Below are 13323 nucleotides of genomic sequence, written 5' to 3'. Positions count from 1 at the left end.
CACACCGGCCTGACCCTCTACCAGGTCCTCGACGTTCTTCAGGACCTGCTGAGGTGCTGGACCGGTACCTGCACCACCTGCGGACGGCGCCTACCCAGCCCTCGGAGCAGCCACAGACAGCCCAGAACCTAACGAAGCACTACTAGGGGGTTTCCGCCCGGGGATGTCGGGATGTCGGGGATGTCCGCTCAGGGACTGAGCCGCTCCACGCGCCAGCTCCCGTCGGCCCGCTCCACGTACCGCAACCGGTCGTGCAGCCGGTTCTCACGGCCCTGCCAGAACTCCACCGTCTGCGGGGCCACCCGGAAACCGCCCCAGTGCGGCGGCACGGGGACCTGCTCGCCCTCGGGATAGCGGGCGGCCAGTTCGGCGTACGCCCCGTCGATGTCCGCACGCGTGGCGATCACCGAGGACTGGGCGCTGGCCCACGCCCCGAGCTGCGATCCGTGCGGCCGGGTCCGGAAGTACGCCGCCGTCTCGTCCCGCCCGGTCCGCCGCGCGACCCCGGTCACGATGACCTGCCGGGCCATCGGATGCCAGGGGAACAGCAGCGAGACGTACGGGTTCTCCGCCAGGTCACGGGCCTTGCGGGAGTCGTAGTTCGTGTAGAAGACGAAGCCCTGTTCGTCGAAGTGCTTCAGCAGCACCGTGCGGGAGCTGGGGCGGCCCTCGGCATCGGCCGTCGAAACGATCATGGCGTTGGGCTCGAACAGCCCGCCGTCCGTCGCGGCCTGCTTGAACCAGCGCGCGAACTGCTCGACGGGGGTGGCGGCCAGCTCGTTCTCGGAGAGGCCCTCGGCCCGGTACTGCTTGCGCATCGAGGCCAGGTCGAAGGGGACGGCGTCGCGGTCGGTCACCCGGTCATCTTGCCGTATGGACGGTGTCCTTCGTCACTGCCTGGCACTGAGTGCCGTGAACCCTCCCCAACGGTGGCACTCGGGGATATCGTTTCCGTGCCGTTCCGGTTGGGTGACCGCCAGCCGCACGGGGCATCACAGGGGAGACCGTCCGGGACCGCGAGTCGCCGCACACGACCGTGGATCCTCAGGGCGGCCGCCCGCTGCGCAAGCTGACTGACACATGGTTCGTTCGTCCCACCCCACATCACACCATCTGTCGCTTACATCACGAGGAGCCGCCTGATGTCCGACTTCGTACCCGGGCTCGAGGGAATCGTCGCGTTCGAGACGGAGATCGCCGAGCCGGACAAGGAGGGCGGCGCCCTGCGTTATCGGGGCGTCGACATCGAGGACCTCGTCGGCCACGTCTCCTTCGGCAACGTCTGGGGCCTGCTCGTCGACGGCGCCTTCAACCCGGGCCTGCCGCCTGCCGAGCCGTTCCCCATCCCCGTCCACTCCGGCGACATCCGCGTCGACGTCCAGTCCGCGCTGGCCATGCTCGCGCCCGTCTGGGGCCTGAAACCCCTCCTGGACATCGACGCCGAGCAGGCCCGCGAGGACCTGGCCCGGGCGGCCGTCATGGCCCTGTCCTACGTCGCCCAGTCGGCCCGCGGCCAGGGCCTGCCGATGGTCCCGCAGCGCGAGATCGACAAGGCCCACTCGGTCGTCGAGCGCTTCATGATCCGCTGGCGGGGCGAGCCGGACCCCAAGCACGTGGCGGCGGTGGACGCCTACTGGACGAGCGCCGCGGAACACGGCATGAACGCGTCCACCTTCACGGCCCGCGTGATCGCCTCGACCGGCGCGGACGTGGCGGCGGCCCTGTCCGGAGCGGTCGGCGCGATGTCGGGCCCTCTCCACGGCGGCGCCCCCTCCCGCGTCCTCGGCATGATCGAGGAGATCGAACGCACGGGAGACGCCGAGGCCTACGTCAAGAACGCGCTCGACAAGGGCGAACGCCTCATGGGCTTCGGCCACCGCGTCTACCGCGCCGAGGACCCGAGGGCGAGGGTCCTGCGCCGCACGGCCCGCGAACTGGGCGCCCCCCGCTTCGAGGTCGCCGAGGCCCTGGAGAAGGCGGCCCTGGCGGAACTCCACGCCCGCCGCCCCGACCGGGTCCTGGCCACCAACGTCGAGTTCTGGGCCGCGATCGTCCTGGACTTCGCCGAGGTCCCCGCCCACATGTTCACCTCGATGTTCACCTGCGCCCGCACGGCCGGCTGGTCCGCCCACATCCTGGAACAGAAGCGCACGGGCCGCCTGGTCCGCCCCTCGGCCCGCTACACGGGTCCCGGCTCCCGCAACCCCCGCGAGATCGAGGGCTACGAGGACATCGCCCGCTGATCCGTCTCCCCCACGGCCTCACCCCGCTCGGGGTGGGGCCGTCCGCACGTCTCACCCCGTGAGCCGGTCCAGCTCCTCCCCGATCGCCTCCCGCAGCGGGCCGTGCCGCGCCCCGAGCGCATACCGCTCCTCGCTCCACATCTCCCGCGGATACAGCCACACGGGCAGCCGCACGAGATCCTCGGGCTCCCAGTCGTACCGCGGCCACACATGCGCGTGCAGGAACCCGTCGGCGTTCCCGAGAATCTCCAGATTGACCCGCCGGAACCCCGACTCCACCCGCCGGCAGGCCCGCTCGACGGCTTCCCCCAGCCGCTCCATGTCCCCCAGAAACGCCAGCCGCCTGCTCCGCGGCAACTCCGACAGCCGCTCCACCGAGGGATCATCGGTCAGCAGCACCGAGTAGCCGGGCAGAAACTGCACATCGCCGATCACCGCGAACCCGGCGTCCAGCCTCCGCATCACGGCCGGATTCTCACCCCGCAGGGCGCTGCCGATCCGGTCGTCGCGCCACGCACCCACCACCATCGCCCCCCGAAAACGCAGACGACCCGCGAGCCTGGTCCTCCTCAGGAGGGCCGGCCGGACGTACCGGCGGCTCGCGGGTCGGGTGACTGCTGGAGATTGGGCCGGCTGCACGCTTCGCTCACGCGCTGGTCCGGCACCGCACTGTGTGTGGTGACGGGCCGCTAGCCCGCAGCCACCTCACGCGTCCGGTTCTCATACATCTGCCGAACCACCTCCCTTCTCGTGTACCTGGAACCCTAGGAAACGGTCCGGCCTCGGATCAACCGATTTTCTGAGACCTTGACCCCATGACGCAGCGACAGGCGATTCTCAGCGGTTCGGTGTTCGAGGAGCGGATCGGTTACGCCCGGGCCGTGGTGGACGGGGACTGGGTGCATGTGTCGGGGACGACCGGGTTCGACTACGCGGACATGACGATCTCCGGCGACGTCGTGGAGCAGGCCGAGCAGTGCCTGCGGAACATAGGGGCCGCGCTGGAGAAGGCGGGGTGTTCCTTCGCGGACGTCGTGCGGGTGCGGTACCTGCTGCCGGAGCGGGAGGACTTCGAACCGTGCTGGCCGGTGCTGCGGGCGTGCTTCGGCGAGGTGCGGCCGGCCGCGACGATGGTGGTGTGCGGGCTGGCGGACCCCCGGATGAAGATCGAAATCGAGGTGTACGCGCGCCGCGGGAGTGGTACTGGGGGTGTGGCGCTGATCGACTGAGTCCGCGGCAGGCCGCCGTCAAGGCGTTGACGTGGGGATCGCCGCCGTACAACGATTCCTTCAATGTTGTGGGAACTCGGTGTGCGCTGGGTCACGTTCCAGTTGAATGATTGCAAGTAGCGAACCGACGTGACGTACGTGCGGACGCAAGCCTGCAGGGGGTCCAGGTGAGTGCTTCCCGGCGTAGTGGGACCACCGACGAGCTGGGGCCGGACGAGCCCGAGCCCGAGCGGGACGGTTCGGACGGCTCGGATCTGCTCGCCGCGCTGCTGGACGGCATGGACGCGGCGCTGTGCGCCTTCGACGCCGACGGGGTCGTGACGCACTGGAACCGCGAGGCCGAGCGGATTCTGGGCTGGAGCGCGGACGAGGCCGTGGGGCGGCGGGGCCTCGCCGGGTGGGCCGTGCGCAGCGCGGACGCCGAGGAGGTCGAGGGGCGGCTGATGTCCGCCATGCACGCGCCGGGGCGCCAGGTCCACGAGTTCGCGCTGCTGACGAAGGACGGCGGGCGGGTCCTCGTACGGATGCAGTCGGCGGCCGTGCGGGGTCCTGACGGAAAGCCCGCGGGTGTGTACTGCGCTTTCAGCGAGGTGCACACGCAGATCGATCTGGAGCGGTCGATCGCCCTCAGCGAGGCGCTCTTCGAGGACGCCAGCTGGGGTGTCGTGCTCGTGGACGTCGACCTGCGGCCCGCCGTGGTGAACGCGCACGCGGCCCGGGCGCTGGGCACGGGGCGTACGTCCGTGCTCGGGCGGCCGCTCGGGGAGCTGCTCACGCAGGGCATGGAGGAGCTGGAGAGCGCGCTTCAGCATGTGCTGGCGGAGGGCGCGCCGCCCGCGCCCGCCGAGGTGTGGGTGACGGTGCGCGCACCCGAGGGGGAGCGGCGGCGGTGCTGGCGCAGCGGTTTCCTCCGGCTGGCCTCGCCGCTCGCGGAGGAGCCTGTTCCGCTGGGTGTCGGCTGGCTGTTCCAGGACGTGACGGAGGCCAAGCAGAGCGAGCAGGAGGCGTCGCTGCTGCGGTTCCGTACGCAGCAGCTGCACCGGGCCTCGCGGGCCGCCGCCGAGTGCGAGGACCCGGCGGAGGCCGCGACGATCCACCTGGACTTCGCCCTGGCCGGTTTCGCCGACCACGCGCTGATCGACCGGGTGGCCGGTGGCGCGCTCACCGAGGCGGAGACCGAGGCGCCGGTCCGGCTGGTACGGGTCGCCGAGACGCCCTCCGGCGCGCCGGGGCCGAGCAAGCTCGCCGACGGGGCGGGTCTGCCCGTGCGGTACGCCGAGGGGCATCCGGCCCTGCAGTGCGTGGAGCGCGTCGGCGCGCTGCGGGCGAGCGCGGGCACCGTCCCGCCCGAGCAGGCCCGGGAGTGGGCGCTGGCCCGCCAGTGGCCGCCGGACGCCGTGCACGCCCTGTGCGCGGTGCTGCGCAGCCGGGGGCGGACGCTGGGCGTCGTGACGTTCCTGCGGGGCGCGGGGCGCAGCGCCTTCGAGCGGTCCGACGCGATGTACGCGGAGGACGTGGCGGTACGGATCGCCGCGTCGCTGGACCTCGCGGGGCTGTCGGACGAGGAGTGAGCGACGGGTCAGTGCCGGTAGAAGATCCGGTCCCGGTACTGCTCCATGACCCGCGCGTTCCAGTCGTGGCCCCCGTCGACGTTCCCGGAGCGCAGCAGCGGCGGTTCGAGGCCGCGGTCGGCGAGGGTGGCGGCCGTCGTCGCCATGACGGCCTGGAGGAGGGCCGAGGTGACGACCGTGGAGGCGGGGGCGAAGGGGGCGGGGACGTTGTCGAGGGTGAGTTCGGCGTCGCCGACGGCGATCTTCGAGTCGAGGACGAGATCGCAGTGGTCCTTGAGATACGTCCCCGAGGCGTGCCGTGACGTCGTCTCCGAGGCGTACGCCACCGACGTCACGCCGATGACCCGCACGCCGAGGGCGCGCGCGTGCAGGGCCATCTCCACGGGAAGGGCGTTGCGCCCCGAGAGGGAGATGATGAGCAGGGCGTCGCCCGCGCGGAGCGGGGAACTGTCCAGGACGGCGCTCGCGAGGCCGTCGACGCGTTCCAGGGCGGAGCCGAGCGGCGCGGGCATGACGTCGACGCCGACGACACCCGGCACGGCCAGCAGGTTCATCAGGGCGAGACCGCCGGCGCGGTAGACGAGGTCCTGCGCGGCGAGGGAGGAGTGCCCGGCACCGAAGGCGAAGAGGCGGCCGCCGTTCTCGACGGTGTCGGCGAGGAGCGTCCCGGCCGCCGCGATGCTGTCGGCCTCCTCGTCGCGGACCCGCCGCAGCAGGCCGATCGCGGCGTCGAGGAACTGGCCGGCCGGCGCGCGGTCGCTCATACGGGTCCCTTCGGGCTGGGCTGGGGCCGAGTGTCGCGCATCACGGTGCGGTCTGGACCAGTGCGGTGTCAATACGGCCGTGAAAGGCTCCTCCGTACCCCGCCGCGGGCACGGATAACCTTCGCTTTCCCTCCCGCGGCACGGTTGTCGGTGGTATCCGGCAGAATTGAGTGCAGGGCCAGCGCACACGCCGGTGAGCCGTCCAGCCTCCGGCAGATCTCATTCGAGGGGCACGTATGTCCGGACTGATCGACACCACGGAGATGTATCTCCGCACCATCCTCGAGCTGGAGGAAGAGGGTGTGGTCCCCATGCGCGCCCGTATCGCCGAGCGGCTGGACCAGAGCGGGCCGACGGTCAGCCAGACCGTGGCGCGGATGGAGCGCGACGGCCTGGTGTCCGTCGCCAGCGACCGGCACCTGGAGCTCACCGACGAGGGCCGCCGTCTCGCCACGCGCGTGATGCGCAAGCACCGCCTCGCCGAGTGTCTGCTCGTCGACGTGATCGGTCTGGAGTGGGAGCAGGTCCACGCCGAGGCGTGCCGCTGGGAGCATGTGATGAGCGAGGCCGTGGAGCGCCGCGTCCTGGAGCTGCTGCGGCACCCGACGGAGTCGCCGTACGGCAACCCGATCCCGGGGCTGGAGGAGCTCGGCGAGAAGGACGGCGCCGACCCGTTCCTGGACGAGGGCATGGTGTCGCTGGCCAGCCTCGACCCGGGCGCCGAGGGCAAGACGGTCGTGGTGCGCCGGATCGGCGAGCCGATCCAGACGGACGCGCAGCTGATGTACACGCTGCGGCGCGCGGGCGTGCAGCCCGGCTCGGTGGTGAGTGTGACGGAGTCGGCGGGCGGTGTGCTGGTCGGCAGCGGTGGCGAGGCGGCCGAGCTGGAGTCGGACATCGCCTCCCACGTGTTCGTCGCCAAGCCCTGAGCCCGGTCCGGCCCGGCCCGGTCCGGTCCGGTCCGGTCCGGTCCGGTCCGGAAAGCGGACCAGGACCCGGTCCGGAACCCGGTCCCGGGGTCCTCGCGGCGCCGCGCGCCAACTCCCGTTACCCGTGGGGTTGTTGTGGCGTTGGCGTGATCCCGTCGAATCCGGTATTCAGTCCGTCGAATGGCAGCGCCCGCTCGTTTCCCGTGCGACGCTGTCGCGTGAGGCATATGACCTGAGGGCTCTTGGCCGCGGCTCGACAGCGATGTCACCCGGCCGGGGAGGGGGCGCAAGGATGTGCCGTGGAGAAGCGGAGGGCCCCGGCGCCGTGTGGCGCCGGGGCCTGTCCTCCCCTGTGCTGACCCGGAGCCCCGAGCTCTCAGGGTCATCCCCCGCGGACCGGTTTCCCCGAGCGGTCCGCCCCCCGCTGAAGATCTCCCCTCGGTCGAGGCGATCAATCCTTGAGGGCGGTCACTCGAACGAGGGGTGTTGTCCGCGAGAACGGCATCTTCGAATGGTCATTCGATAATCTGCGAGTGACGTACCGACCGGAACGTGCGCTACAGGGATGTGTGCTCCGGCAGGAACGGCAAGGAACCACGAGAACCACGAGAACCACAAGGAACGGCAACAGGCACGGCAGGCAGAACACGGTTCACAGGACCGACCGGCCCGAGACGGCCACGGTCCGCGCGAAGCTTGGGGGGTGCCAGGACATGGCGCGACGCATCGACGTGACCGGGACGGGCGGCGTACGCCTCGCGGCCTGGGAGTTCGGCGACCCGCCCAAGACCGATCCAGCCGGATCCGGGCCGGCGCGGGACATGCCCGACGGCTCCCCGGGCGTGCTGTTACTGCACGGCCTCATGGGCCGCGCCTCGCACTGGGCGTCCACCGCCCGCTGGCTCTCCGGCCGATACCGGGCGGTCGCCCTCGACCAGCGCGGCCACGGCCGCAGCGACAAGCCCCCGCAGGCCTCCTTCACGCGTGACGCCTACGTCGACGACGCCGAGGCCGCCCTCGAACAGCTCGGCCTCGCCCCGGTCGTCCTCATCGGCCACGCCATGGGCGCGCTGACCGCCTGGCAGCTCGCCGCCAAGCGCCCCGATCTGGTCCGTGGCCTGATCATCTGCGACATGCGGGCCTCCGCGCTCGGCGCCGCCTCGCAGCGCGAGTGGGACCAGTGGTTCCAGTCCTGGCCGCTGCCGTTCGCCACGCTCGCCGACGTCCGCAAGTGGTTCGGCGAGGACGACCCCTGGGTGGAGCGGCCCAACCCGGCCCGCGGCGAGTTCTACGCCGAGGTGATGGCCGAGTCCCCGGACGGCTGGCGTCCGGTCTTCGACCCGGAGCAGATGCTCCGCTCCCGCGAGACGTGGGTGTACGACGCGCACTGGGAGGAGCTGGCCCAGGTCCGCTGCCCCGCCCTGGTGGTGCGCGGCCTCGACGGCGAGCTGGGCCGGGCCGAGGCCCAGGAGATGGTCCGCGTCCTGCCCCGCGGCCAGTACGCGGAGGTCGCCGACGCCGGCCACCTGGTCCACTACGACCAGCCGGAGGCCTGGCGCGCGGCGATCGAACCGTTCCTGGACGCCCTGAGTACCGACTGAGGCCTCCTCAGGGCCCGTGCTCACCCCTTGCTGACCGCCGTCAGGATCTCCGGCAGCCGCCGGGCCGTCTGCGGAGCGGCGAGCCGCAGCCCCGCCGCCGTGAGCGCCGCCGCGTACCCGGCGCCCACCGGCAGCAGCAGCCACGTCCAGTCGTCGCCGTCGGCGCTCAGGTTCAGCCAGATCGTGAGCGCGATGACGGGCGCGCACAGCAGCGCGGCGGCGATCATCCCGCCGAAGATGGAGATCCAGGCGAGCCCGGTCTGCCCGGGGGCGACGTTCTTGTAGCCCTCCTGCGGGATGGAGTACGGGAAGCGGGCCGATGTCCACGCCCCCGTCGCGAGCATCGCGCCGAGCAGCGCGAAGGACAGCCCCAGCGCCTCGGGCAGCCGCCGCCAGTCGCCGAGCATGGCGGTCGTCACGACGGTGACGAGCGTGGCGTACGGCAGGGTGATCAGCAGCAGGGCCAGGGCGCGGGCGCGCAGCTCGACGTAGGCGTCGCGGGTCGACGAGATCGTCATCGCGACCATCCAGAACGCCGAGGTGTCCTGCCCGAACTGGTTGTACATCTGGATGCCGAGCATCCCGGCGGCGAAGCAGGCGAAGTACACGGACCCGGTGCCCTGCCAGGCGTTGAACACGGGCACGATCAGCCCGATGGCCAGCGAGGTCACCCAGGCCGCCTTGGTCTTGGGGTCGCGCCACACGTACCGCAGGCTGCGCTCCATGACCGTCCCCGTACGGCCCCCGGGCAGCAGCCGCCCGAGCCCGGTCGACGAGCGCTCGCGGGCGGCCGACTCGGCGGCCGGCAGCGTCGACCCGTCGGGCGAGGTCATCAGCCGGGTCAGATGCCGCGACCACACGGCGAGCAGGGCGGCCAGCGCGCCCGCCGTCAGCGCCAGTTGCGCGAGGGCGCGACCGTACGCCCCCTCGCCCACCGCGTGCACGGCCCCGACGGCCGACGCGGGCGGCACCCACTGCAGCACGCCAGCCACCGGGTCGAGCTCACCCAGCCCGGACGCCCCGAGCCGCTGCGCACCGAAGTTGACGACCTGCGCCCCGATCGCGATGACGAGCCCGCTCAGCACCGCGAGGTCCCGCCCCTTGCGGCTGGTCAGCAGCCGTACGTTGGCGGCGGCCACGGCCCGAGCGAGAGCCACGCACACGAGCAGCGCCAGCACGACGGCGATCACGCCCACCGCGAACGCCGCCCCGCCCCGGGCCACCGCGACCACGGAACCGATCAGCAGGCACAGCGTGAACAGCGGACCGATCCCGACCAGCGACGCCACCAGCAGCGCCCGCACCAGCGGCCGGGGCCGCAGCGGCAGCATCACCAGCCGGGTCGGATCCAGCGTCTCGTCACCGCTGGGGAAGAACAGCGGCATCACCGCCCAGCCGAGCCCCAGCACCGCCGCCGCCAGCACGACCAGCGACTCGACGTGCGCGTGCCCGCGCAGCGCGATCAGGCCGATCAGCTGCAGTGCGGCGAACAGCAGAGCGCAGACCGCCGACGCGATGTAGGCGGCCTTCCGCCCGCCGGATTGCCGCAGCCCGTTGCGCAGCAGCGACAGCTTCAGCCGTACGAAGACGGGGGTGATCGTGGCGTCGCTCACCGGGATCCGCCGCCCAGCCAGTCGAGATCGGACCCGGCGTCCCGGCTCTGCGCCCCGACGAGCTCCAGGAACGCCCGCTGCAACGAGGGCGCGTCACCCCGCACGTCCGCCAGCGTCCCGTGCGCGCGGATCCGCCCGGCGGCCATGACGGCCACCCAGTCGCACAGCGACTCGACGAGCTCCATGACGTGGGAAGAGAACACGACCGTGGCGCCCGAGGCCGTGTACCGCTCCAGGACGCCCCGGATGGTCTGGGCGGAGACGGGATCGACGCCCTCGAACGGCTCGTCCAGGAACAGCACTTCGGGATTGTGGAGGAGAGCCGCGGCGAGCCCGATCTTCTTGCGCATGCCGGTCGAGTAGTCGACGACGAGCTTGTGCTGCGCGCCCGCCAGATCGAGGACGTCGAGGAGCTGCGTGGCCCGCTTGTCGACCTCGGCACCAGGCAGTCCGCGCAACCGCCCGGTGTACGCCAGCAGTTCTCGCCCCGACAGCCGCTCGAACAGCCGCAACCCCTCCGGCAGCACCCCGATCCGCGCCTTCACCTCGACGGGGTCCCGCCACACGTCGTGCCCGACCACCTCGACGGTCCCGTGGTCAGGCCTGAGCAGCCCGGTCACCATCGACAGCGTGGTGGTCTTCCCGGCCCCGTTCGGCCCGACAAGCCCGATGAACTTGCCCGCGGGCAACTCCAGATCGACCCCGGCAACAGCGACCTGCTGCCCGAACCGCTTCCAGAGCCCCTCCACACGCACAGCACTGGATCCCACCGCGTCTCCCTCCGTCAACCTGAACCCTACGGTGGAGAAGCGTTCCTGAAGGGGCGCGGGGAACTGCGCGAGCAACCACGAACGACCCGCACCCGCCGATGAACACGGACCCGGCAGACGAAGGGGCGCTTACCGATCCCTGCCGCACGCATAAGCCAACGGCGAGATCAACTCCTCCGCATCCGGCAGCCACCGATTCGCAGGCGTAGGCCGGCAGGCCCACTGCACAGCCCCCCGAGACCCGAACCGCGTGGGCGGCGCAGCCACGTACGCGCCCTCACCCAGCACGGTCAGATCCAGCGACGACAACGACCACCCCAGCTTCCGCACCAGGTCAGGCACCTTCACAGCCGCCCCCGGCAGCACGAAGAACTCCATCCGCCGATCCGGCGTGAGCGTCACCGGCCCCAGCGTCAGCTCCATCCGCTCCATCCGCGCCAGTGCGAGAAACCCGGCGGTCTCCGGCACGGAGATCGCGTCGAACGTCCGCCCCGTCGGCAGCAGGATCGACGCCGTCGGCTGCTTCTGCCACATCCGCCGCGCGACGGTCGCACTGCCCGTCGCCTGCGACTCCCAGTCCGGGCGCGCCGGGTGCGATCCCGGGGCCGGACACGCGGCGTCACCGCAGGAGCAGCGCTGAGCGCCGTCGGCGGCTTCGAGCCAGGTCCCGGGGAAGACGTCCCAGTGGCGCTCCTCGGCGTAGCGGACAGCGGTCTCCAGCAGCGATTCCCCGCGCTGCTTCGGGATCTGAGCGGCTTCGGTGCCGGCGATCGTCTCTTCCACGATGAACACAACTCTGGTCGTCACCAGGGGTTACGCCCGCTCGCGTGCGCGGGGAGGAGCATCGCGCCTGGTGTCGGGGCGCATGGGTGCATGTGCGGGGGCGCGCAGGAGGATCCGTGGCCGGGTCTGGGTAGCCACGAGGGGGGCCGGCACCAGCCGTTACCCCGGCAATCCTCACATGCCTCGCATTTTCGCCTGGTCGGCGGGGCATTGATCTTCACGGCCGGAACTTCTCGCCGGGACGCGAGGGATCCGGCCGCGGAAGACACGTCAACTCGGTGCGTGGGCAGGCACCGCAGCCACAGGGGGTACGCCATGGCCGCAAGGCCGCTCGTCGCCAGGCAGCCGAACGAACGGCTCCAGGCGCTCATCCAGGAAGCCGGATGCTCCAACGCCGGCCTCGCCCGCCGGGTCAACATGTGCGGTGCGGAGCACGGCCTCGACCTGCGCTACGACAAGACGTCGGTGGCGCGCTGGCTGCGCGGGCAGCAGCCACGGGGACGGGCACCGGCGATCATCGCCGAGGCGCTCGGCCGCAAGCTCGGCCGTACGGTCACGATCGACGAGATCGGCATGGCCAACGGCAAGAACCTCGCCTCGGGCGTGGGTCTCCAGTTCTCGCCGACGGTACTGGGGGCCATCGAGCAGGTCTGCGAGCTGTGGCGCAGTGACGTGGGGCGACGGGACTTCCTGTCCGGCTCCTCCGTCGCCGCGTCCGCGCTGGTCGAGCCCAGCCGCGACTGGCTGATCTCCGCGCCCGACGGCCAGGTGGCGCGCTCGGCCGGGCCGCGGGTCGGGCAGTCCGACGTGCAGGCGGTGCGGGCCATGACGCAGGCGCTGGTGGATCTCGACCATCAATACGGCAGCGGGCATGTCCGGCCGGTCGTCGTGCACTACCTCAACAGCGTGGTCTCGGGGCTGCTGGCGGGGTCGTACCGGGAGGCGGTCGGGCGGGACCTGTTCGCCGCGGTGGCGCGGCTGACCGAACTCGCCGGATACATGGCCGTGGACACCGGGCAGCCCGGTCTGGCCCAGCGCTACTACATCCAGGCGCTGCGGCTGGCCCAGGCGGCCGGGGACCGGGGCTACGGCGGGTACGTGCTCGCCGCCTCCATGAGCCATCTCGCCGCGCAGCTCGGAAACCCGCGGGAGATCGCGCAGTTGGCACGGGCGGCGCAAGAGGGGGCGCGGGGGCGCGTGACGCCGCGTGCGGAGTCGATGTTCCACGCGGCGGAGGCGCGCGGGCACGCCCTGCTGGGCGACGCGCGCGCCGCCCAGTCCAGCGCCGGGCGCGCGGTGAGCGCCCTGGAGGCGGCCGACCCGGACACCGGGGACGACCCGGCGTGGATCGCGCACTTCGACGAGGCCTATCTCGCCGACGAGTTGGCCCACTGCCACCGGGACCTGGGGCAGGCCGAGGCGGCGGCGCGGTGCGCGCAGGAGTCGCTGGCCGGGCACCCCGAGACGCGGGCGCGCCGCCGGGCCATCGGTTATGTGCTGTTGGCCACGGCGCAGGTGCAGCAGCGCGAGATCGAAGAGGCGTGCAGCACGGGCATGAAGGCCGTCGAACTGCTGGAGAGCCTGCGCTCCAACCGGGGTGCCGAGTATCTGGAGGACTTCCAGCAGCGACTGGAGCCGTACCGGGAGGAGACGGTGGTCAGGGAGTTCGGGGCGCGGCTGGACCTTCAGACGGCGGCGTGAACACAGGGTCTGCGGATGCGGGAACGTACGGGAACGGCGGCCTGACGCGAAGGAGGTGACGGGGGCGGCGTGCCGTGACCCGGTTTTGTTACCGCGCTCACAGAGCAGGAGGTCGCGTC

The 13323-nt window shown here is 71.9% G+C and carries 12 protein-coding genes; 6 read left to right on the top strand and 6 right to left on the bottom strand.

The window, feature by feature from the left end; genetic code table 11:
- Positions 1–188: 188 nt before the first annotated feature.
- Positions 189–857 carry a pyridoxamine 5'-phosphate oxidase gene (gene pdxH, locus ABZ192_RS21550; RefSeq protein WP_010035799.1) on the bottom strand — a complete coding sequence of 223 codons (669 nt, stop codon included), beginning with the start codon at positions 855–857 and terminating at the stop codon, positions 189–191.
- Positions 858–1142: 285 nt separating this feature from the next.
- Between pdxH and ABZ192_RS21545 the strand changes: the two genes are divergently transcribed.
- Positions 1143–2243 carry a citrate synthase 2 gene (locus ABZ192_RS21545; RefSeq protein WP_356926043.1) on the top strand — a complete coding sequence of 367 codons (1101 nt, stop codon included), beginning with the start codon at positions 1143–1145 and terminating at the stop codon, positions 2241–2243.
- A gap of 51 nt (positions 2244–2294) precedes the next feature.
- Here ABZ192_RS21545 and ABZ192_RS21540 read toward each other — a convergent pair whose 3' ends face one another.
- Entirely contained in the window at positions 2295–2768 is a 474-nt protein-coding gene (locus tag ABZ192_RS21540; protein WP_356926055.1) for a diadenosine tetraphosphate hydrolase, read from the bottom strand.
- A gap of 290 nt (positions 2769–3058) precedes the next feature.
- On the opposite strand from ABZ192_RS21540, the gene ABZ192_RS21535 reads away from it, so the two are divergent.
- Both ABZ192_RS21535 and ABZ192_RS21530 read left to right on the top strand, forming a co-directional pair.
- A complete protein-coding gene (locus ABZ192_RS21535) occupies positions 3059–3472 on the top strand; it encodes a RidA family protein (protein ID WP_356926042.1) in 414 nt (137 codons plus the stop codon).
- Positions 3473–3639: 167 nt separating this feature from the next.
- Positions 3640–5043 carry a PAS domain-containing protein gene (locus tag ABZ192_RS21530; protein ID WP_356926041.1) on the top strand — a complete coding sequence of 468 codons (1404 nt, stop codon included), beginning with the start codon at positions 3640–3642 and terminating at the stop codon, positions 5041–5043.
- 8 nt (positions 5044–5051) lie between these two features.
- On the opposite strand, the gene ABZ192_RS21525 is transcribed toward ABZ192_RS21530, so the two are convergent.
- The gene (locus ABZ192_RS21525) at positions 5052–5807 is read right to left on the bottom strand and encodes an SIS domain-containing protein (protein WP_356926040.1); all 756 of its coding nucleotides are present in this window, start codon (positions 5805–5807) and stop codon (positions 5052–5054) included.
- Between the two features lie 236 nt (positions 5808–6043).
- Between ABZ192_RS21525 and ABZ192_RS21520 the strand changes: the two genes are divergently transcribed.
- Together ABZ192_RS21520 and ABZ192_RS21515 are read left to right on the top strand one after the other, a co-directional pair.
- Positions 6044–6736, top strand: coding sequence for a metal-dependent transcriptional regulator (locus ABZ192_RS21520; RefSeq protein ID WP_053671441.1), 693 nt, complete (start codon positions 6044–6046; stop codon positions 6734–6736).
- A 713-nt stretch (positions 6737–7449) separates the two neighbouring features.
- A complete protein-coding gene (locus ABZ192_RS21515; RefSeq protein ID WP_356926039.1) occupies positions 7450–8337 on the top strand; it encodes an alpha/beta hydrolase in 888 nt (295 codons plus the stop codon).
- 20 nt (positions 8338–8357) lie between these two features.
- Here the strand turns inward: ABZ192_RS21515 and ABZ192_RS21510 are convergent, their stop codons facing one another.
- The 3 genes from ABZ192_RS21510 to ABZ192_RS21500 all read right to left on the bottom strand — a co-directional run bounded on the left by ABZ192_RS21510 (position 8358) and on the right by ABZ192_RS21500 (position 11512).
- Positions 8358–9950 (bottom strand): transporter, encoded by a 1593-nt coding sequence (locus tag ABZ192_RS21510; protein ID WP_356926038.1) that lies wholly within the window; start codon positions 9948–9950, stop codon positions 8358–8360.
- Positions 9947–10738, bottom strand: coding sequence for an ABC transporter ATP-binding protein (locus ABZ192_RS21505; RefSeq protein WP_356926037.1), 792 nt, complete (start codon positions 10736–10738; stop codon positions 9947–9949). Before ABZ192_RS21505 ends, ABZ192_RS21510 begins: the two co-directional genes overlap by 4 nt.
- A 111-nt stretch (positions 10739–10849) precedes the next feature.
- The gene (locus tag ABZ192_RS21500; protein WP_086849510.1) at positions 10850–11512 is read right to left on the bottom strand and encodes a bifunctional DNA primase/polymerase; all 663 of its coding nucleotides are present in this window, start codon (positions 11510–11512) and stop codon (positions 10850–10852) included.
- A 306-nt stretch (positions 11513–11818) separates the two neighbouring features.
- On the opposite strand from ABZ192_RS21500, the gene ABZ192_RS21495 reads away from it, so the two are divergent.
- Positions 11819–13204, top strand: a complete 1386-nt coding sequence (locus ABZ192_RS21495) for a transcriptional regulator (protein ID WP_356926036.1) — start codon at positions 11819–11821, stop codon at positions 13202–13204.
- Positions 13205–13323: the final 119 nt, after the last annotated feature.

Origin of the sequence: Streptomyces sp. NPDC006235, from assembly GCF_040613735.1 — a bacterium.
Classification (GTDB): domain Bacteria; phylum Actinomycetota; class Actinomycetes; order Streptomycetales; family Streptomycetaceae; genus Streptomyces.
Note: the sequence above shows the minus strand (reverse complement) of the source record. Positions and strands in the feature narration are given on the sequence as shown.